Origin of the sequence: Desertibaculum subflavum (genome assembly GCA_003576705.1) — a bacterium.
Taxonomy (GTDB): Bacteria; Pseudomonadota; Alphaproteobacteria; order Ferrovibrionales; family Ferrovibrionaceae; genus Desertibaculum; species Desertibaculum subflavum.
On record QOZS01000070.1, the window covers coordinates 1 to 23,672 of the forward strand.

Annotated in this window: 25 protein-coding genes; 17 read left to right on the plus strand and 8 right to left on the minus strand. The window is 68.2% G+C overall.

What is annotated here, in order from left to right; all coding sequences use genetic code 11:
* Positions 1-197: 197 nt before the first annotated feature.
* Positions 198-1,403 carry a CaiB/BaiF CoA transferase family protein gene (locus DT074_RS24730; RefSeq protein ID WP_119422561.1) on the minus strand — a complete coding sequence of 402 codons (1,206 nt, stop codon included), beginning with the start codon at positions 1,401-1,403 and terminating at the stop codon, positions 198-200.
* A 5-nt stretch (positions 1,404-1,408) separates the two neighbouring features.
* Positions 1,409-2,491, minus strand: coding sequence for an acyltransferase family protein (locus DT074_RS24735; RefSeq protein WP_162915191.1), 1,083 nt, complete (start codon positions 2,489-2,491; stop codon positions 1,409-1,411).
* Positions 2,492-2,553: 62 nt separating this feature from the next.
* Between DT074_RS24735 and DT074_RS24740 the strand changes: the two genes are divergently transcribed.
* From DT074_RS24740 to DT074_RS24750, 3 genes are all read left to right on the plus strand, one after another.
* On the plus strand, positions 2,554-3,684 hold the full coding sequence (locus DT074_RS24740; protein WP_162915192.1) for an AGE family epimerase/isomerase: 1,131 nt from the start codon (positions 2,554-2,556) through the stop codon (positions 3,682-3,684).
* 216 nt (positions 3,685-3,900) lie between these two features.
* Positions 3,901-4,635, plus strand: coding sequence for a PEP-CTERM sorting domain-containing protein (locus DT074_RS24745; RefSeq protein ID WP_119422540.1), 735 nt, complete (start codon positions 3,901-3,903; stop codon positions 4,633-4,635).
* A gap of 707 nt (positions 4,636-5,342) precedes the next feature.
* Entirely contained in the window at positions 5,343-7,490 is a 2,148-nt protein-coding gene (locus tag DT074_RS24750) for a methyl-accepting chemotaxis protein (RefSeq protein ID WP_119422541.1), read from the plus strand.
* An 11-nt stretch (positions 7,491-7,501) separates the two neighbouring features.
* On the opposite strand, the gene DT074_RS24755 is transcribed toward DT074_RS24750, so the two are convergent.
* A complete protein-coding gene (locus DT074_RS24755) occupies positions 7,502-8,653 on the minus strand; it encodes an FAD-dependent oxidoreductase (protein ID WP_162915193.1) in 1,152 nt (383 codons plus the stop codon).
* 140 nt (positions 8,654-8,793) lie between these two features.
* On the opposite strand from DT074_RS24755, the gene DT074_RS24760 reads away from it, so the two are divergent.
* Positions 8,794-9,033 (plus strand): hypothetical protein, encoded by a 240-nt coding sequence (locus DT074_RS24760; protein WP_162915194.1) that lies wholly within the window; start codon positions 8,794-8,796, stop codon positions 9,031-9,033.
* Here DT074_RS24760 and DT074_RS24765 read toward each other — a convergent pair.
* The 3 genes from DT074_RS24765 to DT074_RS24775 all read right to left on the minus strand — a co-directional run bounded on the left by DT074_RS24765 (position 9,014) and on the right by DT074_RS24775 (position 10,537).
* Positions 9,014-9,322 (minus strand): DUF1488 family protein, encoded by a 309-nt coding sequence (locus tag DT074_RS24765; protein WP_119422544.1) that lies wholly within the window; start codon positions 9,320-9,322, stop codon positions 9,014-9,016. The genes DT074_RS24760 and DT074_RS24765 overlap by 20 nt on opposite strands.
* A 151-nt stretch (positions 9,323-9,473) precedes the next feature.
* A complete protein-coding gene (locus DT074_RS24770) occupies positions 9,474-10,064 on the minus strand; it encodes an NADPH-dependent FMN reductase (RefSeq protein ID WP_119422545.1) in 591 nt (196 codons plus the stop codon).
* A gap of 74 nt (positions 10,065-10,138) precedes the next feature.
* Positions 10,139-10,537, minus strand: coding sequence for a DUF6766 family protein (locus tag DT074_RS24775; RefSeq protein ID WP_119422546.1), 399 nt, complete (start codon positions 10,535-10,537; stop codon positions 10,139-10,141).
* A gap of 206 nt (positions 10,538-10,743) precedes the next feature.
* On the opposite strand from DT074_RS24775, the gene DT074_RS24780 reads away from it, so the two are divergent.
* The 3 genes from DT074_RS24780 (at position 10,744) to DT074_RS24790 (ending at position 12,333) form a co-directional block, all read left to right on the plus strand.
* A complete protein-coding gene (locus tag DT074_RS24780) occupies positions 10,744-11,319 on the plus strand; it encodes an acyloxyacyl hydrolase (RefSeq protein ID WP_162915195.1) in 576 nt (191 codons plus the stop codon).
* 110 nt (positions 11,320-11,429) lie between these two features.
* Positions 11,430-11,834: a ribonucleotide reductase subunit alpha gene (locus DT074_RS24785; protein ID WP_119422548.1), complete on the plus strand. Its 405-nt coding sequence runs from the start codon at positions 11,430-11,432 to the stop codon at positions 11,832-11,834.
* Between the two features lie 85 nt (positions 11,835-11,919).
* Entirely contained in the window at positions 11,920-12,333 is a 414-nt protein-coding gene (locus tag DT074_RS24790; protein WP_119422549.1) for a SpoIIAA family protein, read from the plus strand.
* A 2-nt stretch (positions 12,334-12,335) separates the two neighbouring features.
* Here DT074_RS24790 and DT074_RS24795 read toward each other — a convergent pair whose 3' ends face one another.
* Positions 12,336-12,917 (minus strand): TIGR00645 family protein, encoded by a 582-nt coding sequence (locus tag DT074_RS24795; protein WP_119422550.1) that lies wholly within the window; start codon positions 12,915-12,917, stop codon positions 12,336-12,338.
* Between the two features lie 105 nt (positions 12,918-13,022).
* Complete coding sequence (locus DT074_RS24800; RefSeq protein WP_119422551.1) at positions 13,023-13,574, minus strand: NifU family protein; 552 nt, start codon at positions 13,572-13,574, stop codon at positions 13,023-13,025.
* Positions 13,575-13,664: 90 nt separating this feature from the next.
* Here DT074_RS24800 and DT074_RS24805 point away from each other — a divergent pair, with 90 nt between their 5' ends.
* From DT074_RS24805 to DT074_RS24850, 10 genes are all read left to right on the plus strand, one after another.
* On the plus strand, positions 13,665-14,858 hold the full coding sequence (locus DT074_RS24805; protein WP_119422552.1) for an adenylate/guanylate cyclase domain-containing protein: 1,194 nt from the start codon (positions 13,665-13,667) through the stop codon (positions 14,856-14,858).
* Positions 14,859-14,910: 52 nt separating this feature from the next.
* Complete coding sequence (locus DT074_RS24810; RefSeq protein ID WP_119422553.1) at positions 14,911-16,032, plus strand: amidohydrolase family protein; 1,122 nt, start codon at positions 14,911-14,913, stop codon at positions 16,030-16,032.
* An 11-nt stretch (positions 16,033-16,043) separates the two neighbouring features.
* Complete coding sequence (locus tag DT074_RS24815) at positions 16,044-17,054, plus strand: aldo/keto reductase (protein ID WP_119422562.1); 1,011 nt, start codon at positions 16,044-16,046, stop codon at positions 17,052-17,054.
* Positions 17,055-17,138: 84 nt separating this feature from the next.
* The gene (locus DT074_RS24820; RefSeq protein WP_119422554.1) at positions 17,139-17,840 is read left to right on the plus strand and encodes a TetR/AcrR family transcriptional regulator; all 702 of its coding nucleotides are present in this window, start codon (positions 17,139-17,141) and stop codon (positions 17,838-17,840) included.
* The gene (locus tag DT074_RS24825) at positions 17,837-18,895 is read left to right on the plus strand and encodes a C4-dicarboxylate TRAP transporter substrate-binding protein (protein ID WP_119422555.1); all 1,059 of its coding nucleotides are present in this window, start codon (positions 17,837-17,839) and stop codon (positions 18,893-18,895) included. Before DT074_RS24820 ends, DT074_RS24825 begins: the two co-directional genes overlap by 4 nt.
* Before the next feature lie 4 nt (positions 18,896-18,899).
* Positions 18,900-19,475 (plus strand): TRAP transporter small permease subunit, encoded by a 576-nt coding sequence (locus tag DT074_RS24830; protein ID WP_162915196.1) that lies wholly within the window; start codon positions 18,900-18,902, stop codon positions 19,473-19,475.
* On the plus strand, positions 19,472-20,788 hold the full coding sequence (locus DT074_RS24835; RefSeq protein ID WP_119422557.1) for a TRAP transporter large permease: 1,317 nt from the start codon (positions 19,472-19,474) through the stop codon (positions 20,786-20,788). Before DT074_RS24830 ends, DT074_RS24835 begins: the two co-directional genes overlap by 4 nt.
* A 9-nt stretch (positions 20,789-20,797) precedes the next feature.
* Complete coding sequence (locus tag DT074_RS24840; protein ID WP_119422558.1) at positions 20,798-21,793, plus strand: MBL fold metallo-hydrolase; 996 nt, start codon at positions 20,798-20,800, stop codon at positions 21,791-21,793.
* Positions 21,794-21,817: 24 nt separating this feature from the next.
* A complete protein-coding gene (locus tag DT074_RS24845) occupies positions 21,818-22,591 on the plus strand; it encodes a glutathione S-transferase family protein (protein WP_119422559.1) in 774 nt (257 codons plus the stop codon).
* Positions 22,592-22,595: 4 nt separating this feature from the next.
* Positions 22,596-23,558: a fumarylacetoacetate hydrolase family protein gene (locus DT074_RS24850; RefSeq protein ID WP_119422560.1), complete on the plus strand. Its 963-nt coding sequence runs from the start codon at positions 22,596-22,598 to the stop codon at positions 23,556-23,558.
* Positions 23,559-23,672 lie beyond the last annotated feature (114 nt).

Below are 23,672 nucleotides of genomic sequence, written 5' to 3' on the forward strand. Positions count from 1 at the left end.
ACCGGCGCACCAAGAAACTCCGCCGCTTTGCGGCGCCCCGGCCGGGGCGCCGCAAAGCGGAACAAACCGAGGAGACTGTCAGGCATGTATCCGGTCTGTAGTGTCCGACATGTAGCCGATTGCTCATTTTTTCGGCCGCCGCAGCGCAGCCGCAAACCCCACCCCGACCCTCCCCGCCTGTCGGCGGGGAGGGAGAGTCAAATGACGCCCTCCTTTCGCAAGCCGTCGAACTCGGCTTCGCCGAGACCGAGCCAGCCGCAATAGACATCGCGGTTGTGCTGGCCGAGCTCGGGGCTCGGCACCAGCGGCATCGGCGACGTGCCGTCGTAGCGGATCGGGCTGTTCGGCAGCACCACGCGGCCGAGCTCCGGATGATCCATCCAGCTGAGCATGCCGCGCTCGTGCATATGCGGGTCGTTGGTCACCTCGGTCAGGTCGCGCACCGGCGCGGCGGGGATCTTCCGCGCCTTGGCGATCTCGGCGATCTCGTCCTTGGTCAGGGTGGCGGTCCAGGCGGAGACCAGGGCGTCGACCTCGTCCATGATCTTCGCGCGTGTGGTGTGGTTCTCGTAGCGCGGGTCGGCGATCAGATCCTCCCGCCCCATCACCCGGGCCAGCGACTTCCAGTGCTCCTCGGTGACGCAGATGACGGCGACATGGCCATCCTTGGCGCGGTAGACGTTGTAGGGCGCCATGGCGAGGCCGCCGTGGCGGTTGCCGGTACGGGCGGTGAGCGTCCCCTCGCTCCAGTAGTGCATGCCGAGATTGGAGGCGAGCGAGGGATAGATCGCCTCCATCATGGCGACCTCGACCACCCGGCCGCGGCCGGTCCTGCTGCGCTCGTACAGCGCGGTGGTGATGCCGCCATAGAGATGGATGCCGCCGAGGAAATCGGCGATCGCCGGGCCGGCCTTCAGCGGGCTGCCATCCGGCTCGCCGGTCACCGACATGACGCCGCCGATCGCCTGCACGGTCAGGTCCATGGCGAGGAAATCGCGCTTCGGGCCGGAGCGGCCGTAGCCGGAGCCGGAGGCGTAGATCAGCCGCGGGTTCGCCGCCATCAGCACCTCGGCGCCGACGCCGAGCCGGTCGAGCACGCCGGGCGCGTAGTTCTCCAGCAGCACATCGGCCCGCTTCACCATCTCGATCAGCAGCGCGCAGCCGCGCGGCGTCTTCAGGTTGAGAGTGATGCCCTGCTTGTTGGAGTTGAGCATGGCGAGCGGCAGCGACCCGCGCGCCACCTTGGCCCGCGCGCGGATCGGCTCACCGCCCGGCGGCTCCACCTTGATGACCTTGGCACCGGCCATGGCGAGCAGGAAGGTGGCGTAGGGGCCCTGGTAGATCTGGCCGAGATCGATGACGGTGATGTCGCTCAGCGGATAGGCTTGCGGCTCTGCGGGCACCGTTCTCACTCCCCGAATTTCTTCTGCGACGATGCTAGCGGAATCCGTGCGGCGGCGCGCAAGCGCCGGGTCATCGGCCGTTCGACATGGAGGAATGCCAGGAGCGAGGCCGCGACGCTGAGGCCGATGCCGCAAGCGAGAAAGACCGGACGCGGCAGCGCGCCGGTCAGCCCGGCCGCCGCCCAGGCCTTGCCGAGCGCCGGCAGCACCAGCAGGTGCAACAGATAGAGGCTGTAGGAGGCGTCGCCGAGCGCGACCAGCCAGCGCGGCACCAGGCCCGGCCGCTCGACCGAGATCGCGCCCCAGACGATCGCGATTGCGGGCACGCCCCAGACCAGCACCCGCCAGGGATCGCGGCGGTCGGAAACCAGGCCGATCTCGCCGGCGACGGCGATGGCGGACAGGCCCCAGAGCAGGAGCGGCCAGGCGAGATTGCGCGGCAGGGCGCGCCCTTTCTGCAGCGCCTCCGCCAGCAGCATGCCGGCGAGGAATTCGAGCAGCATCGGGTCGGCGAAGGTTTCGAACGGCGTCGAACGCGCGCCGAGCGACGGTCCGGCCGCGATGCCGAACGCGAAGATGACTGCGAGCCCGATGAACACGGCGCGGCGGCCGAACGGCATGCACACGAAGAACAGCAGGTAGAAATACATCTCGAAACAGAGCGACCAGCCGGCGCCGTGCAGCACGCCGAAATCCTCGCCCGCTTGGCTCTGCACGAACAGGAAGGAGAGCGCGACGTGACCGGCGTCGAATGCGCGCGATTGGAAGAGAGCCGGTGCGACGAGCAGCAGCGCGGCGATCAGCGCCGTCGCCAGCCAGTAGAGCGGCACGATGCGGATCAGCCGCCGCGCCAGGAATTCGCGCGCGAGCGGCCCGGAGCCGAACCAGTCGCGGTGCGCTTGCACCATGACGAAGCCGCTGATGACGAAGAACAGGTCGACGCCGGCGGCGCCGGCATTGGAGAAGGCCGACGGCGCGTAGCCGGCATTGTGGGACGCGGCCTCGGCCGCATGGAACAGCAGCACGCCGAGCGCCGCCACGGCACGCAACGCCTGGATCGTCTGCAAGTGCGACGGCGCCCCGATCACCGATTGCCTCCCCTCCGGCCGGGCGCCAGTATGCGCCGCCTTGAAGTTGAGGACATTGCCGCTTGGACCAGCTGCCCGCGCTGTATCGGCGATTCGACGACTGGATGCGGACGATGCTGCCGGTCTGGACGGGGGCGGCATGGAATCCGGTCGCCGGCACCTGCGCCGAGCTGATCGGGCCGGACCTGAAGCCGCTGCCGGGCGAGGCGCACCGGCTGATCGTGGCGGGACGCCAGCTGGTGGTGTTCGCGCATGCGCATCGGCGCTGGGGCGACGCGCTCGCCGCCGAGCGGGCGCGTGAGATCGCGCGAACGCTGCGCGAGCGCTTCTGGGATGTCGAGCAGGGCGGCTGGTACTTCGCCATCGATGCCGAAGGCCGGCCGCAGGATACGCGCAAGGATCTCTACGCCCATGCCTTCGGCATTCTGGGCCTCGCCACCTATGCGGCGATCCTGAAGGACGACAACGCGCTGACCCTGGCGCGCGCCGGCGCCGGCGCGGTCGAAGCCAAGCTGAAGCTCGAGGACGGATGGTTTGCCGCAGAGTCGGATCGCGGCTGGGCGCCGAGCGAGCGGCGGCTGCGGCAGAACCCGCATATGCACCTGTTCGAAGCCTATCTCGCGCTCTATGCGGCGACGGGGGAGGCGGCGTGGTCGACCAAGGCACAGGGCATCCTGCGGCTGCTGGCCGAGAAGATCGCGCATCCCGAGACGGGCAGCCTGCGTGAGCGGATCGAGGACGCGCGCCCGACCGCCGAGCCGGGGCACCATTTCGAATGGTACTGGCTGATCGCCGAGCTGCTGCGGCGCGACCCGACGGCCACGTGCCCGCTCGACCTGAACCGGCTCTATGGCTGGGCGGCGGAGCACGGCATCGACGAGGATGGCGGCGTGGTGCTGTCGGTCGATGCGCAGACCGGCGAGGCGGTGGACGACCGCAAGCGGCTGTGGGGCGTGACCGAGCTGATCAAGGCGCAGTCGGCCTATGCGCACGCCCATCCCGACGGCTTCGAGCGCGACCGGCTGGCCAGCGACCTCGCCTTCCTGCTGGAGCGCCATCTGAAGCCGGCCGGCGGCTGGCACGAATACCTGGCGCGTGACCTGACGCCGATCGACGGTCCGTTGCCGACCAGCTCGGCCTATCACCTGATGCTGGCGCTGGTGGAGCTGGAGCGGATGGCCCGGCCGGCCTGAAACATTCGAAACGAAGGCGGTCGTCGCCCCGGCGCCAGCGGTTGCTTCGCGGCGGGGGAAATCGGCCATGGTTTCGTCAGTTATTTTTACGAAATAGATTTGATACAATCGTCTAAATGCGCCTAAGCGCACGATTCTATTGCGTTTAGTCGGTTTGGCCTCCGATTTGCTTGCGGAATTCCCCCAGGACCATTGAACAGGAAGCCGGGGGACAGCATGCAGTGCTTGGTCAAAAGATTTTCGACGGCGGCGGGCGCCGCCTTGCTCGCCACCTCGCTCGCGGGCGCGGCCGAGGCGGCCACCACCTATGCCTTCAGCCTGGCCGGCGGCGGCGCCGCGACCTATGGGCCGGAAGGCAACACGGTGAGCTTCAGCAACGGGCCGCTCTCGGTGACGGCGTCGGCCTACGCCGCGACGTCGACCTTCGGCGCGCTCGATAAGGCCTATCTCGGCTGGTACGCCGACGGCCTGGGCGTCTCCACCAGCGAATTCGACAGCCCGTTCGTCGACAATCTCGGCGGGCCCGAGCTCGTCATCTTCCAGTTCTCCGCCCCGGTCGCGCTGCAGGCGGTGTCGCTGCTGTCGAATCTCCAGGCCAGCACGACATTCTTCTTCGGCACCGCGCCGCTGGGCACCGACTTCACCGGCATCGAGAACACCGTGGCCTCGCTCGGCCTGGACGGGCTCGGCAGCTTCCTCTGCAGCAGCGCGTGCGAAGCCGGCGAGCAGATCCTTCAGGCGCCGAACCCGGGCGGGCTGATCGGCAACACGCTGATCGTGGAAAGCTATGTGTTCGGTTTCGCCGACCAGTTCCTGGTCAACGGCCTGCTGGTCGCCTACGAGGACGGCCCCGGCACGGCACCGCGCGACGTGCCGGAGCCGGGAAGCCTGATGCTGCTCGGCGCCGGACTCGCGGCGCTCGGCGTCGCGCTGCGCCGGCGGCGGGACTGAACGGGACGCGGTCACGCGCCGACCGCCGGCCCGCTGCCGACCAGCCCCGGCCAGAGCGCGGCGCATCCGTTCCGCTCTCCCTATCCCGCAATGTGGGAGAGGGCCGGGGCGAGGGCCTTGACGGGTGTTCTGCCGGAACCGGCACACCCTCACCCTGCCCACTCCCTCGATGAGGGAGAGGGTTCTCCGGCGCATCTGTTCCTCCGCTTTCGTCATGCCCGGACGAAGTTCCGGGCATCCACGGCTTTCCGCCGAGCTGCGGTGGCCGCGTGGGTGGCCGGGTCAAGCCCGGCCACGACGGGAGAACGCGGCGCTTCTGTTCCGCGGCGCTTCTGTTCCGCCCCCGTCCGCCCCGGCTGCGACAGCGACGCACGGCGCGTCGGGGTGGAAATCGCGGGTGGCGTGAGCGATTGGAACTCTTCCATTCCCCTATCATACAATATTGTATATAATGCGCAAGGCCAATCGCGTTATCAAGACCAAATTTCCGCTTCGCCTGATCTGATGCAGGCCCGCTCAGAGACGAGTTGAGCGGCCCGTCTTGTCCATGACTACCGATCTGACGGCTTCTGCCAATGAAACTGAACGGGCCTCTGAAAAGCGTGAGGGCTCAACTTTGAATACGTAAGTTCATCAATACAAATTTATCGCCTCTCTCAAATAATAAGCCTTCGAAGACGAGCGGAGGGCTCGTTCGGAGGGCTGACATGGGAGCGCTATTCGGCTTGGAGCAGGCCTTGGCCCGCTTCAGCTTGAAGTATCAGATCGGCCTGATCGGCGCGGCGGCGCTGATCGGCTTCCTGGCGGTCGGCGGCTTCTATGTCGCCGCGCAGCAGACGACGGCTCGGATTCAGGCCGAGACCGACCGCATCGACAGCGCCAACGGCGAGATGTCGAAGGTCGAACTCCTGATGCTGGAGGCGCGCCGCGCCGAGAAGGATTTCCTGCTGCGCCGCGACACCAAGTATGTCGGCCGCCACGGCGAGGTGATGCGTCGCGCGGACACGCATCTTGGCAACCTGGCCGGCCTGATCAACGACGCCGAAGAGCGCGCCCTGGTCGAGGAGGCGCGCAAGCTCGCGACGCAGTACGCGGCGCAGTTCGCCACGGTCGTCGCGGCCGAGACCCGGAACGGCCTGAACGAGAAGGAAGGGCTGCAGGGCGCGGCACGCGCCTCGGTGCATGCCGCCGAGACCAGCCTGAAGGCGGCGAGCGAGCTCGGCCTGCAGGTGACGATGCTGATGATGCGCCGGCACGAGAAGGATTTCCTGCTGCGGCTGGACCCGAAATACGTTGACGACATCAAGAAGCGCGCGGCCGAGTTCGCCGCCGCCCTGACCGCTTCCGCGATCGCCGAGGACAAGCGCGCCGAGATCGCCGCCAACATGGCGGCCTATCAGAAGGACATCCTGGCCCTGATGGACGGCATGCTGGCGGCCCGCAAGGCGACCCAGCAGCTCTCGGAGCTTTATGCGGCGTTCGAGCCCAAGCTGGACCAGCTGGCAGGCCGCGTGCATGCCGAGCGCGAGGCCGCCGTTCAGGCGGCGGCCGCGGTGCGCACCGCCGCGGCGCGGCGTATCGGCATCACCATCGCGGTGGTCGCGGCGACGGTGCTGGCGGCGTGCTTCGCCGTCGGCGCCGGCATCTTCCGACCGCTGAAGCGCATGACGCTGGCGATGGGGCGCCTGGCCGGGCGGGAATGGGAGGTCGAGGTGCCGGCGCGCGAGCGCGGCGACGAGATCGGCGCCATGGCGCGCGCGGTGCAGGTGTTCAAGGAGGGTGGCATCGAGAACGAGCGCCTGCAGCAGGAGGCGATGGCGGCGCGCGAGCGCGAGGCGGCGCAGGAGGCCGAACGGCACCGCCTGGAGGCGGAGGCCGAGCGTGCCGAGGCGGCGCGCCAGCATGAGTCGGAGGCGGCGAAGCGCCGCGCCGAGGCTGCCGAGCGCCAGGCGGAGGAAGACCGCAAGGCGGAGCAGGAGCGCCTGAAGCAGGGGGCCGAGGCGGCGCGCAAGATCGAGATGCAACGCTTGGCCGATGCGTTCGAGGGCTCGGTCAGCCAGGTGGTCGAAGCGGTGGGCCGCGCGGCGGCGCAGATGCAGAAGGACGCCGCCGGCATGTCGGGCACGGCGGAGGAAACCGCGGCGCAGGCGGCGACGGTGGCAGCCGCTTCCGAACAGGCCTCGGCCAATGTGCAGACCGTGGCCTCGGCGGCGGAGGAGCTGACCGCGTCGATCCAGGAGATCGCGCGCCAGGTCGCGCAATCCTCGAAGATCGCCGGCGATGCCACGTCGCGGGCCGCGGCGAGCGAAGCCTCGGTCGAAGGGCTGTCGCGCGCCGCCGCCAAGATCGGCGAGGTGGTCAATCTGATCACCCAGATCGCCAGCCAGACCAACCTGCTCGCGTTGAATGCGACGATCGAGGCGGCCCGCGCCGGCGAGGCCGGCAAAGGCTTCGCCGTGGTGGCGAGCGAGGTCAAGGCGCTGGCCAATCAGACCGCCAAGGCGACCGAGGAGATCGCCAACCAGATCCAGCAGGTGCAGGCAGCGACCGCGGAATCGATGACCGCGATCAAGGGCATCGGCACCACGATCAACGAGGTCAACCAGGTGGCGAGCACCATCGCCGCGGCGGTGGAGGAGCAGAGCGCGGCGACCGGCGAGATCAGCCGAAACGTGCAGGAAGCCGCCTCCGGCACCGCCGAGGTTTCGCGCAACGTGGTCGGCTTCCGCCAAGCGGCGGATCAGACCGGCGGTGCCGCCAGCTCGATCAAATCCGCCGCGGACATTCTCTCGGAGCACGCCGTGCGGCTGTCGGCCGAAGTCACGCAGTTCATCGCCAAGGTGCGCGCGGCGTAGCTCTCACGTCCTCACACCGCCACCGTCGCCGGATCGTAGTCGAGCAGACCTCGATCCGCCGCCGTGCGGCGGGGGATGCGCGGGTCCTGCAGCGCCTGGCCCTCCTCGCGCGACCAGAGCTGCACATTCGTGCCGCGCGTCTTGCGCGCCGCTTCGTAGCGGGCGAGCGCTTCCTCGGGCGTCGACGACGCCGCGAAGGCGCGGCCGAGCACGAGTCCGTCCTCCAGCGCGATGCAGGCGCCCTGCCCCAGGAACGGCGTCATCGGATGCGCGGCATCGCCGAGCATGGCGACGCGGCCGACCACCCAGGTCTTCAACGGCGCGCGGTCGCGCAGGCCCCATTTGAACAGCTCGCCCGGCGGGATGGCGCGGATCAGCGCGACGATCTCGGGCGAGAAGTCGCCATAGGCGGCGGCGAATTCCTCGTTGGTCGCCGGGATGGCCCAGCCCTCTTCCGCCCAGCTGTCGGACTGGCCGCAGCCGATCACGTTCATCAGGCGGCCACCGCGCAGCGGATAATGCAGCAGGTAGCGCCGGGGCGCGGGATGCATGCCCATTTCGAGGCGACGCGGCAGCGGCGGCACCAGATCCATCGGCACCAGGGCGCGGTACGCCACCTGGCCGTTGAACTCCGGCGCCTCGCCGCCCGGGAACAGGAAGCTGCGCACCGCGGAGGCATTGCCGTCGGCGCCGATCGCCACCTCGCCACGCGCGGTGGCGCCATTGGCGAAGCGGAGCGTGACGCCGGCCGCATCCTGTTCGAGCGCAACGAATTCGTGGCCGGCGTGTAGCGCGACCGGATCGTTGGCGTGCACGGCGGCGCGCAGGACCTCGTGCAGATCGGCCCGGTGCACCTGCAGGCTGGCGAGGCCGTGGCGCCGCGCCAGCTCGCCATTGTCGATCTCGCGCACGATCCGGCCGGTGTCATAGGCGCAGGTGTACATCACCGGCACGCAACTGGAGGCGGCGGCGAGCGCATCGTCGACGCCGAGATCGCGGAGCGCGCGGCGCGCATTGGCGGTGACGATCAGCCCGGCGCCGATCTCGCGGATCTCCGCGCCCCGCTCGTAGACCGCGACCCTGAAGCCGCGCCGCTGCAGCGCCAGCGCCGCGGCGAGCCCGCCGATGCCGGCGCCGATGATGACGATGCGTTCGATCTGCATGCCCCAGGCGCCCCTTGCTGCAGTTTGGCTCGACAGAGACGATTCCCGAGCGCGAAGCATACCGGCATCCGGCCGATGGAACGACCGGCACGGCCAACGCGTTGTGTCAGATCGACCGAGGCAACATCACCAAGGACGGCATGGCACGCACCCGAAGCAAGGCGGAGATCGACGCGGCCCGGGCGGAAGCGGATTCGGCCTGGGCCGAGCACGTCGCCGCGCAGGCGGCGGAGGAGCGGAAGACGGCGCGGCTGCGCGCCGAGCGCTTGGCGCGCGACGCCGCGCCGGCGGCGCCGGATGGCGCCGCCGCTCCCGCAGCGACCAAGCGGCGCCGGCCGACCGCGACCAGGCCGATCGCGACTAGGCCGGCCGCCCGGTGATGCGGGCCGGAAGCTCGGCCAGATCCTCGACGCCGATCACATAGCGACTGCCCTCCGGCTTCCGCCGGGTCAACACACGTTCGGCGACCTGCTCGATCGTCGGCCGATGCAGATCGAAGGCGGAAAGGCATTCCCCGGTCGACAGGTTGCGGCTTTCGGTCAGCGCTTCGAGCGCTTCGTGGGTGATCGCCAGCATCACAGTCTCCGTGCCCGTGGTCGCGGCCCAGGCAACCGCTTCGCGCGTGACCACCGGCCGCGTCAAACTGGTCAAGTGCCGATCGATGGACATGAGCCACTCCCCCAGGGTTCGGGCGGGAGCGCCATCCGGCGGGGACGTGCCGGTTGGTCGCTCGGGCCGCCGAGGCCCGGTTCCGTTTTCAGCGATGGGGCATTAGCGCAGGTTCGCGGCGCGGAGTCCGTGTCTTTCTACATTCTCCGGATCAGTAGGGTGGCGCCCTGCGCGCGCGCTGCGCCCGGGCCGCCTCGGTCCACCAGGCGAGGTCGTCGGCGAAGCGCGGGAAGGCGCGCGCCAGCGCCTCGCCGGGCTTGCCGATCGGCTCGCCCCGCTCGTCGAGCGTGTCGGCGATCGGACCGACGGCGAGCTGGCTGGAGATCACCGCCATGCCCATTTCGGACAGGATGCCGTGCCAGACCAGGCCGGCACGCGCGCCGGAAAAGCGGCCGGCCGAATAGCTCGCGATGGCGGCGGGGCGCCAGAACCATTCCTCCAGGAAATGGTCGGTCAGATTCTTCAGGCCGGGCTGCGGGCCCCAGTTGTATTCGCCGGCGACGAACAGGAAGGCATCGGCGCGGCGGATCTTCTCGGCCAACGCTTCCATCGCCGGCGGCGCCGCGCCCTTGGGGTACTCCTTGTACATGCGGTCGAGCATCGGCAGGCCGACGGCCTGGGCGTCGATCAGCTCGGGCGCGGCGCCGCGCGCGCTGAGGCGGTTGAGCAGAAAATCCGCGAGGCGGATGCCCATGCGGTCGGACCGGTAGGACCCGTAGAGGACCAGGATGTTGTCGCTCATGATCGGCCTCCCTGCTTGTGCGGCCGTGCAGCATTGTCGCCTGCGGGCGCGGCGGCAATGGTCACCGGTACGGCTCACCGATGTGCATCGAGCGCATCGGTATGGCGGCCCGCATAGGCATCGTCGATCTCGGCCAGCACGCGCTCTGCATTCGCCGGGTCGATGCGGCGGAGGATCGCGTCGACCTTCGCCTCCAGCCGGTCGTCGCCCTCCTTGGATTGCGGCGAGCCGACATAGAGCAGATAGGCAAGGCCGGCGACCTGCCAGATCAGCTGCAGGAATTCCGACTGCCAGTTCTCCAGCGTATCGCGGCCGACCTCGACCAGGAAGCCGGTCGTCTCGACCGGCAGGCCATGCGCGGCCTGCTCGTCCACATAGGCGAACCAAGCGAGCAGCCAATGTCCGGTCAAAGCCAGCACGAACAGGGTGAGCGTCGCCCAGAGATAGCCGTACCGCTTCCAGATCGAACGCATGGGACACCTGCCGCCGGATTGCCATGTCGGCAACGCGCGGCAAAGGGCGGCGGTTCAGCGGGCGGCGGTTCAGCGGTCAGCGGCCTGCAGCATTTCTGCAACAGGCGGCGCCCAAGCGGCCGGCGCGCGCGGAACCTCGTATCGCGGCATTCATTCATCGGAGCGGTGGGCGGTGTCGCAACCCCCGAATATGGAAGGTTCAATTCATGTCGAAGCATTCAACGGCCAAGCTGTTTCCCACCGGTGCCGCGCTGCTGGCGGCCGCACTGTTCGCCGCCGCGCCGGCCATGGCGCAGAGCTCGTCGGACGAATACGACCAGGCCCTGCAGGGCTTCGAGCTGCGCCTCGGCCTGCTCGAGCATGATGTCGGCCTGCTGCCGAAGCGCAATTACGAGGACGGGCTGTCGATCAACGGCGAGCTCGCCTTCGCACCGCTCGGCTCCTACGGGCGGGCGGCGTTTCGCCCGGTGATCGGCGGCAGCGTCTCCACCGAAGGCCGCACCAATTTCGCCTATGCCGATATGCGGGCGGAGGTGCTGTGGGACCGGATATTCTTCGGCGTCGGTCTCGGTGCGGCGATCCACGACAGCAAGCTGCGCAGGACCGCGCACGAGAAGGATCTGGGCTCGCGCGTGCTGTTCCATGTGCCGGCGGAAGTCGGCTTCCAGATCACGCCGAACAACCGTCTCTCGGTCTACTACGAGCACCTGACCAATTTCGGCCTCGATAAGGACAACCAGGGGCTCGACAATCTCGGCGTGCGCTTCGCTCACCGGTTCTGATCGGCCGGCCGCTGCCGCGAAGGGTGGGGCGTCGCGCGCGCCCCGCCCTTTGCCGTGGCGCGGCGCCGTATAGAGTTGGGCGCCGCATCCGTGCCGGCAGGGAGGCCGCGATGGAAATATCGAGCTTCGACGAGCTGCTCGCCGCCGCGAAGGCGCAGGCCGAGCCGCAGCGGCTGCTCTTCGTGTTCGCCGCGGCCGAGCTGCCCGGCGACGCTACCCCCGAGCAGCGCGCCGCCTTCGCCGCCGGCCAGGGAGGCGCGCTGGCGCCGGTGATGTATGTCGACAAGGCGCCGGCGGAGATCGCCGATTTCGCCAGCCTGGCGGCGGAGGCGCGCCAGTTCGGCCGCGACTGGACGATCGTGTTCGCCGCCGCGCTGGCCGGCGCGCGCGGGAGGCCGCCGGCGGAGCCGGAGGCCGAGGCGGCACTCAATCGCATGGTGGAGGCGGTCAAGGCCGGCGCCATCGCCGGCTTCATCCCGTTCGACGCGCAAGGCAGGGCGGTCCGCCTCGGCTGAGCGCGGCGGCGGCGTTAACATCTCCGGACTATCGCGCGGGCGCGGAACTGGGCCACACTTGCCGCCGGACAGTCTCAGGTCGGCCATGACGGAGCGAGGCGGCGCGGGCGGGCTGGCGCACGGCATCGACCGCGGGGTGACGTATCGGATCGACCCGGACCGGCGGCTGGTCGTGGTCACCTATATCGGCGCGGTGACGCTCGACGACATCCGGACGGCACAGCAGATGGCGCGCGCCGACCCGGCCTTCGATCCCGGCTTCGCGGTGCTGATGGACGGGCTGCACGCCGATTTCAGCGCCCTCAGCGCCGAAGACCTGGCGAAGATCGCGCGCGCCACGCCGTCGGCCCGCGGCGGGCGGCGGGCCATCGTGGTCGACACCCAGCTGAATTACGGCCTGGCGCGCATGTTCTCCAGCATCAGCGAGGCGCAGGGCCAGGGCTTCCCCTTCGCCCTGTTCGACAACCTGGAGGACGCGCTGCGCTGGCTCAACGGCTGAGACTACGCCTTGCCCCTGTGCGCGTGCGGCGGCGGCTGCGACAGGCGGTCGACATAGGCGATGCCGATCGCCGAGAGGATGAAGATGCAGTGGATGATCGCCTGCCACATGATCCCCGCCTCGGTGTAGTGCGACTTGTCGCTGCCGAGCGCGCCGGCCTCGATGAAGGTGCGCAGCAGGTGGATCGAGGAGATGCCGACGATCGCCATGGCGAGCTTGATCTTCAGCACGCTGGCATTGACGTGGCTCAGCCATTCCGGCTGGTCGGGATGGCGCTGCAGCTCGAGCCGGGAGACGAAGGTCTCGTAGCCGCCGACGATCACCATGATCAGCAGGTTCGAGATCATGACGACGTCGATCAGGCCCAGCACCAGCAGCATGATCTGCAGCTCGGAGAAATCGAGCGCGTGCAGCACCAGGTGCCAGAGCTCCTTCAGGAACAGCACCACATAGACGACCTGGGCGACGATCAGCCCGAGATAGAGCGGCACCTGCAGCCAGCGCGAGGAGAAGATGAGCAGCGGCAGCGGCCGCAGGCGAGCTTCGGCGCGCGGCGGGAGATCGGGCTCGGTGGCAAACGACATGCAGGCGGGTTCCTGGGTACCTTCTTGCGGGCGCCCGCGGCGGGCGGTGGACATGCGAAGGGCGCCTATAGAGGCGCCCTTCGTGACGTCAGTGTGGCGGGTGGATCAGACCGGCTCGACCGCGACCACTTCCGGGATGTAGTGGCGCAGCATGTTCTCGATGCCGTGCTTCAGGGTGGCGGTCGAGGACGGGCAGCCCGAGCAGGAGCCTTGCATGTGGAGATAAACGACGCCCTCTTCGAAGCCCTCGAAGATGATGTCGCCGCCATCCGCCGCCACCGCCGGGCGCACCCGGGTGTCGAGCAACTCCTTGATCTGGGCGACGATCGGGTCGTCATCGGCGGCGGCCTGGCTGCCGACCGCATCGCCCTCGTCGAGCAGAACCGGCTCGCCGGAGGTGTAATGCTCCATGATGCCGCCCAGCACGGCCGGCTTCAGATGGTGCCATTCGGCGCCGTCTTCCTTCGTTACGGTAACGAAATCGGCGCCGAGGAAGACCCGGGTCACGCCGTCGACCGCGAACAGGCGCTTGGCCAGCGGCGACTTGGCGGCGGTGTCGGCGGCGGCGAAATCGGCGGTGCCGTTGCCCAGCACGTCGCGCCCGGGCAGGAATTTCAGGGTCGCGGGGTTGGGAGTGGACTCGGTCTGAATGAACATGGCTTGCTTCCCGCCTTTCCGGCAGACTGTCACAACCCTACCTAAGCACTTGTATTCGCCAGTCAAGCTTACCCCGTATAGGGACTTTCCATGACCGAGGCCGCGCCCCTACCCGGCGCCGCCGGCGCCGCACCCGTCGTCGGCTGGCTGATCTCCGAGGCCGCGGGGCAACTCGACCTGGCTGGCCTGATCGACGGCTATTGCCGCGAGCTGATGAAGGCCGGGGTGCCGCTGCACCGGGTCGCCACCGGCGTGCGCGTCAACCATCCCCAGGTCTTCGCCCGCGCCGTGCTGTGGACCCCGGCCGGCGGGCCGGAAGTGGTGATTCGCGAACAGGGCATCCAATTCACCACAACCTACCGCAACAGCCCCGTCGCCGCCTTGAACCGGGGCGAAGGACCGATCCGGCGCAGGCTGGAGGTCCCGACCGACGAGATCGAGTATCCGGTGCTCCAGGAGGTGCAGGCGCTCGGCGCCACCGATTACTACGCGCAGTCGATCCCGCTGAACGGGCAGCCGCTCTGCTTCATCTCCTACACCACCGACCGCAAGGGCGGCTTCCAGGAGCGCGAAATCGAGCTGCTCGCGACCGCGACGCAGATGCTGGGCATCCGCATCGAGACCCTGGCGGCGCGCGAGACCACCGGCGATCTGCTGCAGATTTATCTGGGCGAGGAGGCGGCGCGGCGCGTGGTGGCGGGCGAGGTGCGCGCCGGCACCGGCAAGCCGATCGACGCGGTGATCTGGGTGTCGGACCTGCGCGGCTTCACCGCCATGGCCGACCGGCTGTCGCCGGACGACCTGATCGCCACGCTCGACGGCTATTTCGAATGCACCGCCGGCGCGGTCAAACGCAATGGCGGCGAGGTGCTGAAGTATATCGGCGACGGCATCCTGGCCGTGTTCCCGCTCGACAAGGCGCGGTCGGCGATGGCGGCGGCGCGCGAGGCGTTCAAGCGCCTGTCGGCGCTGAACCGCGAGCGGGCCGAGGCCGGCCTGCCGCTGCTCCGCACCGGCATCGCGCTGAATGTCGGCGAGGTGATCTACGGCAATGTCGGCACGCTCGACCGGCTCGACTTCACGGTGATCGGCCGCGCGGTGAACGAGACGGCACGCATCGAGAGCCTGACCAAGCGGCTGGAACGGCCCTTGCTCGCCACCGCCCTGTTCCGTGAGCGGGCCGGCGAATGCGGCCTGCAATCGGTCGGCTTCCACGCGCTGCCCGGCCTGCGCGCGCCGGTCGAGCTGTTCGCGCTGGCGCCGGAGGACGAAGCGTTTCGGTAGCCAGCGTTCCGTTGTGCGATAAGATCGGCGGCAAGAGCGGGAGGAAACAAGAATGACCACCGAGTTGCTGCCCGACGGCCTGAAGCTGATCTCGGCCGATTCGCATATCACCGAGCCGCCGGACTGCTACACGGCGAATATCGATCCGGCTTTCCGCGACCGTGCGCCGCATCTCGCGCATGACCAGGAGCGCGGCGACATCTTCGTGGTGCCGGGCATTCCGAAGCCGGTGCCGATGGGCCTGGTCGCCGCCGCCGGCAAGCCGGCGGAGGAGCTGCGCATGGGCGGGGCCAGGTTCGAGGACCTGCATCGCGGCGGCTGGGACCCGCAAGCGCGCCTCGCCGACCAGGACCGCGACGGTGTCGGCGCCGAGATCATCTATCCCACGGTGGGGATGCTGATGTGCGGCCATCCCGACCTCGCCTATCGCCAGGCCTGTTTCGAGGCCTATAACCGCTGGCTCGCCGGCTTCTGTGCGGGCGCGCCGGACCGGCTCTACGGCATTGGCCAGACCGGATTCGTCGACGTGCCCACCACCATCCGCGACATGCAGGCGATCAAGGCCGCCGGCTTCAAGGGCGTGATGATGCCGGGCGATCCGCCGGAGCACGATTTCGACCACCCGATGTATGATCCGCTCTGGCGTACCGCGGTCGAGCTCGACCTGCCGCTGTCGTTCCACATCCTGACCACCAAGGCGAACGAGCTCGCCGGCACGCGGGGGCCGCGCATCAACGGCTTCCAGGCGATCATCCGCGGCAACCAGGACATTCTCGGCACCTTCATCTTCGGCGGCGTGTTCGACCGCCATCCCGACCTGAAGCTGGTCTGCGTCGAGGCCGATGCGGGCTGGGCGCCGCATTACATGTACCGCATGGACCACGCCTATAAGCGGCACCGGCACTGGATGAAGGGGCGCGAGCTGAAAGAGCTGCCGAGCGAATATTTCCGCCGGCACATCTATCTCACCTTCCAGGACGACTGGACCGCCTTCCGCATGGCCGACATGGTCAATGTCGAGCGGCTGATGTGGGCGAACGACTTCCCGCATTCGGACAGCACCTGGCCGTGGAGCCAGGAGATGCTGCACGAGCAGGCCGGCAATCTCAGCGACCACGACCGCAAGCGGATCCTGCACGACAACGTGGTGGAGCTGTACGGGCTCAAGAACTGATGGCCGGCTCGATGAACTACCGCCTGCTCGGCCGTTCCGGCCTGCGCGTCTCGCCACTCTGCCTCGGCGTGATGATGTTCGGCGATCACACGGCGGAGACGGAAGCGGCGGCCATCGTCGACAGCGCGCGCGAGGCCGGAATCAACTTCGTCGACACCGCCGATGCCTACGGCAACGGCGCCTCGGAGCGGATGCTGGGCAAGCTGATCGCGGCCGATCGCGAGCGCTGGATCGTCGCGACCAAGGTGGCGAACCAGGTCGGCAATCTGCCGAACGACCGCGGCAGCTCGCTCGGCTGGCTTATGCGCGAATGTGACAATTCGCTGCAGCGGCTCGGCACCGGCTGGATCGACCTCTACTACCTGCACAAGGACGATGCCGACACGCCGATGGAGGAGACGGTGGCCGGCCTCGACCACCTGATGCGGGCCGGCAAGGTGCGTTACTGGGGCCTGTCCAATTTCCGCGGCTACCGCATCGCCGAGATGGTGGCGACCTGCAAGGCGATGGGCGTGCGCCCGCCGATCGCCTGCCAGCCCTGCTACAACCTGATGGACCGCACCGCCGAGGTGGAGGTGATTCCGGCCTCGGTCGCCGGGGGGCTGGGCGCGGTGCCGTACAGCCCGCTCGCCCGCGGCGTGCTGACGGCGAAATACCAGCCGGGCGCGGCGCCGCCTTCCGACACGCGCGCCGGGCGCAACGACCGCCGCATCATGCAGACCGAGTTCCGCCCCGAATCGGTCGCCATCGCGAAACAGCTCGCGGATTACGCGGCGAGCCAGGGCACCAGTCCGGCGCATCTGGCACTCGGCTGGGTTCTGAACAACGCGCAGGTCACCAGCGTGATCGCCGGGCCGCGCACCTTGGCGCAATGGCAGGGCTATCTCGACGGCATGCAGCGGCCGTTCACCGCGGCGGACGAGGCCTTTATGGGCAAGCTGGTGCCGACGGGCCATGCCTCGACGCCGGGCTATACCGATCCGGCCTATCCCGTTACCGGCCGGACGGCGCGGGTCGCCTGACTTAAAGCAAGGCTTGACGACGCTCCCCGCTTCGCGTCAACATTCAAACAAGCGTTTGAAACGAGAGCGCCCCAAGGGACGCCGATGAGGAAGCGGGAGGAAGCTTCGACGCGCGACCGCATCCTGGCGGCCGCTGAGAGGCTGTTCAGCCACCTGGGCCTGGAGCGCGCGACGATCCGCGGGATCGCCGCCGAGGCCGGCGTGAACATCGCCGCGGTGAATTATCATTTCGGATCGAAAGAGGCGCTGGAGCGCGAGACCTTCGGCGTGCTGGCGGAGCGCGTGAACCGCGACCGGCTGGCCCGGCTGCAGCTTTGCCTCGATGCCGCCGGCGCGCGTGCGCCGCGCCTGGAAGACCTGGTGACGGCGCTGGTTGCGCCCTATCTCGAAGGCGGCCCGGGCAAGCCCGGCCTGCTGCCGCAGCTGATCCTGCTGCTCAGCCTGCCGGGCGCGAGCGACAAGTCGAAGCGCGCGGTCGCCACCGCCTTCGACGAAGTCGCGGCCCGCTTCGTCGATGCCTTTGCCCGCGCCCTGCCGCAGCTTTCCAAGGCCGAGCTCTGGTGGCGCTACAACCTCGTGATCGGCGCCACCGTCTACACGGTCGGCAATAGCGGCGGCCGGCGCCTGTTGCGGCTTTCGGGCGGCGCGGCCGACCCGACACAGCGCGGCGAGCTGCTGCAGCACCTCGTCGCCTTCGTCAGCGCAGGCCTGCGCGGCGAGACGGAGATTTCCACCCTGACGCTGCCGAGCGGCGGCGCCAGGACCACAAAGGGAGGGAAAAGATGAAACTGAGGACGATCACGCTGGCGGCCGTCGCCGCCATCCTTGCGGCGCCATCGTTCGCCGCGCAGGAGATCAAGCTCACCGTCGGCTCCGGCCATCCGCCGCTCTCCGGCGCGGTGAAGGAGATCCGCGACCTGTTCATCCCCGAGGTCGACAAGCGCCTCGCCACCAGCGGCAAGTTCAAGATCACCTGGACCGAGGCCTATGCCGGCACCATCGCCAAGCCGCCCGGCGTGCTGAAGGCGGTGGAGGACGGCGCCATGGATGTCGGCCATGTGCCGTTCCTGTTCAACGGCGACAAGTTGCCGCTGGAGCAGATCACTTATGTCACGCCGTTCGGGCCGACGGATTCGGTCAAGCTGACCGCGGTGATCGCCAAACTGCGCAAGCTGGTGCCGGAGATGGACGCGCAGCTGCTCAAGCACAAGCAGATCCTGCTCGCGCCGCTGCCGACCGACGAGTACCAGATCGTCGCCAAGCGGCCGATCGAGAAGGTCGACGACCTAAAGGGCATGAAGCTCGGCACCGCCGGGCAGGCCGGCAACTGGGTGCGCAATACCGGCGTGGTCGCCGTGGCCGGCGACCTCACCACCTTCTACAACTCGATGCAGACCGGCGTGTACGAGGGCATCATCACCTTCGACACCGCCGTCTCGTCCTACAAGTTCTACGAGGTGGCGCCCTATGTCGTGAAGGTCGGCTTCGGCGCGCAATACGCCTCGGGCCTGACCGTCAACGAGCGCCGCTGGAAGGGTTTCCCGCAGGAGGTGAAGGACGCGTTCCTCGCCGCGGCGCCGCTCTACGAGAAGAAGGTCGCGCGGTACTACCAGGATGCCGGCGAGGCCAGCATCAAGAACGCGGTGGAGAAAGGCGCCAAGATCGTTCCCTTCGCGGATGCCGAGCGCACCAAGCTCGCCAAGATGCTGCCCAACATCGCCAAGGAATGGGCCAAGGCGGCCGATGCCAAGGGCCTGCCCGGCACCAAGACGCTGGTGACCTACATGCAGCTCTGCCGCGAAGCCGGCATCCCGCATGCGCGCGAGTGGGACAAGGACTGAGCGCGTGGCGGGGGAACAACAGAGCGGGCCGGCGAGCGCCGGCCCGCCGCCGACCATCTTCCATCGCGTGACCGAGGCGCTCGGGCGGATCGGCACGCTGTGGATCCTGGTCGTCATGCTGCTGGTCAATGCCGACGTGGCGGGACGCTATTTCCTCAATAGCCCGATCCCCGGCGTGCCCGAGCTGGTGGCGCTCTCGATCGTCGGCATCGTCTACCTGCAGCTGCCGCACACGCTCCGGCTCGAGCGCTTCATCCGCTCCGACGTGCTGATCCTGCCGCTGATCGAGAAGCGGCCCCGGGCCGGCTATCTGCTGCAGGCGGTGACGCATGCCTTCGGCGCCCTCATGTGCGCGCTGATCTTCTGGTACGTGGCGCCGAACTTCGTCGAGGCCTGGAACGAAGGCGACTATGTCGGCGCCGCCGGCGTGTTCACCGCGCCGAAATGGCCGATCTACCTGATCGTGACGGTCTGCACGGCGCTGACCGCGCTGCAGTTCCTGCGGCATGTGCTGCGCGATCTCGCGGTGGCGAGCGGCAGGATGGCCCCGCCGCCGCTGCCGGGGGCTGCGGGCGAATGAGCGATGTCGCGGTCGGGCTCGCTTCCATCGTCGGGATCATCCTGCTGATCCAGGGCGGCATGCATGTGGCGACGGCGCTGCTCCTGGTCTCCTTCGCCGGCATCATGCTGATCAAGGGCGATATCGAGATCGCCGGCAACATGCTGGCGCATGCGGCAAGCGACAGCATCGCGGTCTATTCCTTCGGCACTATCCCGCTGTTCGTGGTGATGGGCCTGTTCGTCGGCATGTCGGGCATCGGGCGCGACACGTTCGACGTGGCCGGCCAGCTGTTCCGCTTCTTCAAGGGCGGGCTCGGCATGGCGACGGTGGCGGCCAACGCGGTGTTCGCCGCGGTCAACGGCACTTCCATCGCCTCGGCCTCCGTCTTCACCCGCGTCGCGGTGCCGGAGCTGATCCGTCTCGGCTATACCAGCCGCTTCTCCGTCGGCGTCGTCGCCGGCTCGTCCGTGCTCGGCATGCTGATCCCGCCGAGCCTGCTGCTCATCCTGTTCGGCATCGTGGCCGAGACTTCGATCGGCGATCTGTTCACCGGCGGCATCGTGCCGGGCCTGCTGCTGGCGCTGATCTATTGCGTGATGATCGGCGCCATGGCGCGGTTCTGGCCCAGCTTCATCCTGAACGGCAAGGGCGAGGCGGCAAGCGGCGAAGCACTGATGCCGGTCGGCACGCTGGCGGCGAAATCGGCGCCGATCCTTCTGCTGATCCTGGTCGTGCTGGGCGGCATCTATGGCGGCGTGTTCACGCCGATCGAGGCCGGTGCCGTGGGCGCGCTCTGCTCGCTCTTGCTGGCGCTGTGGCGCCGCGCGCTAACCTGGCGAAGCTTCGGCGAGGTACTGACCGAGACCGGCTATGTAACCGCCGCGATCTCGTTCCTGATCGTCGCGGCGCATCTCTACGCGACCTTGCTGGCGATTTCAGGGCTCCCCAATGCCATCGCCAACTGGGCGCAGGCCAACGATCTCGGCTTCTGGACCATCCTGGTCGGCTACCTGGTGCTGATCCTGGCGCTGGGCACCATCCTCGATTCAGGCTCGATCGTGCTGATCACCGTGCCGTTGGCGCTGCCGATCGTCCTCACCTTCGGCACCGACATCGTCTGGTTCGGCGTGATCACCGTGATTGCGGTGGAAGTCGGCCTGCTGACGCCGCCGCTCGGCGTCGCCTGCTTCGTGGTCAAGGCCAACCTGCAGGCCCAGGGCATCACGCTCGGCGACGTCTTCGCCGGTGCCTTTCCCTTCGTCGTGGCGATGACCGGCACGCTCGCCCTGGTCACCGCCTTTCCGTGGTTCGTCCTCGCTTTCGTCCGATAGGAGCCGGTCATGGCCAAGTGGCAATACACCAAGGGTCTGCACGATCTCGGCAACGGCATGTGGGCCTATCTGCAGCCGGACGGCTCCTGGGGCTGGTCCAACGCGGGCCTGGTGGTCGACGGCGACCAGACCCTGCTGGTCGACACTCTGTTCGACCTGAAGCTGACCCAGCAGATGCTGGACGCGATGCGCGCCGCCGTGCCGGCGGCGAAGCGCATCCCGCGCGTCGTCAACACGCACAACAACGGCGACCACGTGTTCGGCAACCAGCTGGTCGCCGACAGCGAGATCATCGCCTCCAAGGCCTGCGCCGAGGAGATGGAGGAGCGCCCGCCGGAAAATCTGGTGGCGCTGATCAAGAACCGCGACCAGATCGGTCCCGGTGCGCAGTTCTTCTACGAGACCATGGGCTCGAAATTCCAGTTCGAGGGCATCAAGCACACGCCGCCGACCCGTACCTTCGAGAAACGGCTGGACCTCAAGGTCGGCGACAAGGTGGTCGAGCTGCACGAGCTGGGGCCGGCGCATACCCGCGGCGACGTGGTCGCCTGGGTGCCGCAGGACAAGACGTTGTTCACCGGCGACCTGCTGTTCGTCGGCGGCCATCCGGTGCTGTGGGCCGGGCCGGTCGCCAACTGGATCCGGGCGCTGGACCTGATGATGAGCTGGGGGGTCGAGAAAGTGGTGCCGGGCCACGGCCGGATCACCGACAAGGCCGGGTTGAAGGCGCAGCGCGACTACTTCGTCTACATCCATGACGAGGCGAAGAAGCGCTTCGATGCCGGCCTGAGCGCCGAGGAAGCCGCCTGGGACATCAAGATGGACGGCTGGTCGCACTGGTTGGACGGCGAGCGCATCGTCGTCAACGTGGCGAGCCTGTACCGCGAGTTCCACGGCAAGGCCTATGGCGAGCGCGACGAGGGCGAGGTGATGCGCCTGTTCGGCCAGATGCGGAAATACAAGCAGGAGCGCTGCCCCGCCGGCCACCAGCACGGCCATGATTGACCTTTCTCGACCGGCGAGGCCGCAATGCTGACGCTGTACAACAACGCCTATTCGACCTGCAGCCAGAAGGTCCGCCTCTGCCTCGCCGAGAAGGGGCTCGACTGGACCGACAGGCAGATCAACTTCCGCAACAACGAGCACCTCGCGCCGGACTATCTGAAGCTCAATCCGAACGGCGTGGTGCCGACGCTCACGCATGACGGCAATGTGGTGATCGATTCCTCGGTCATCATGGAATATCTGGACGAGGTATTTCCCGAGCCGAAGATGGCGCCGCGCGACGCGGCGGGCCGCGCCGACCTCAGGGCGTGGCTGCGCTATTTCGAGGAGGTGGCGACGCCGGCGGTGCGCTATCCCTCGTTCAACCAGGCCTTCGTGCGGCATTTCGCGACGCTGGACGACGCCACTTTCGAGGGCGCGGCGGCGCGCCGGCCGCTGCGCACGCATTTCTATCGCCGCATGGGCAAGTCGGGTTTCGGCCCGGCGGACCAGCGCAACGCGCTGGAAGGTTTCGCGCAGACGGCGGCGCGCATGGAGGCGCGGCTCGACGGCCGGCTATGGCTGATGGGCGATTACGTCTCGGTGGCCGATTGTTGCGTCGCGCCGCTCTACGACCGCATGGACGATCTGGGCCATGCCTATCTCTGGGGCGAGCAGCCACGGGTACAGGACTGGCTTAAGCGGTTCCGCGGGCGTCCCTCCTGGAGCGCGACCTACTACGCGAATACGCGGCTGAGCTCGCTCTATGCCGATCTCGGCGACCGCAAGACCGAATTGAAAGACCTGGTGGAGTGTTGAGGCCATGAAGCTCGTCACCTTCGAGACCCGCAACGGCGCCCGCCATATCGGCGCGCTGAATGCCGACGGCAAGTCGATCACCGACTTCACCGCCGCCGATCCGGCGCCGGAGATGCGCGACATGCTGGCGCTGATCGATGGCGGGCCGGCGGCACTCGACCGCGCGCGGCAGCTGCAGAAGGAAGCCGACTATGTCATCGGGCTCGACAAGGTCAGGCTGCTCGCCCCGGTGCCGGTGCCGCGCCAGATGCGCGACTGCCTGGTGTTCGAGAAGCACCTGGTGCAGGCGCGGCAGCAGCGGTTCCGCGAGCAGAATGCCGGCGCCAACGACCTGCAGGCGAAGCTCGACGCCGCCACGGCGGCGGGCCAGTTCAAGCCGCCGCCGGTCTGGTACAAGCAGCCGATCTATTACAAGGGCAACCGCTTCTCGGTGATCGGCACCGGCACCGATATCGAATGGCCGAACTATGCCGAGCTGCTCGACTACGAGCTGGAGTTCGGCATCGTGCTCGGCAAGACCGGCAAGAACATCAAGCGTGACGATGCGCGGAGCCACATCTTCGGCTTCACCATCTTCAACGATGTCAGCGCGCGCGACGCGCAGGCGGCCGAGATGGCCGGCACGCTCGGCCCCGCCAAGGGCAAGGATTTCGACACCGGCAACGTGATGGGGCCCTGCCTGGTCACCGCCGACGAGATTCCCGATCCCTACAACCTGACCATGGTGGCGCGGATCAACGGCGAGGAATGGTCGCGCGGCAATTCCGGCAGCATGCACCACAAGTTCGAGGACATCCTCGCCTTCATCTCGCAGAGCGAGACCCTGCATGCCGGCGAGTTCTTCGGCTCCGGCACGGTCGGCGGCGGCTGCGGGCTCGAGCTCGGCCGATTCCTGAAGTCGGGCGACGAGATCGAGCTGGAGGTCGAGAAGATCGGCGTCCTGAAGAACCGGATCGTGCGGCGCTAGAGCGGTTCACGGCTTTGTTGAATCGGCGGGGATTCCGGTTTTGGTCGATTTGTGATTCAAGATGCTGGCTGGAGCTGGAGGCCAGCATCGATGGCTCGACCTCTATCCAATGAT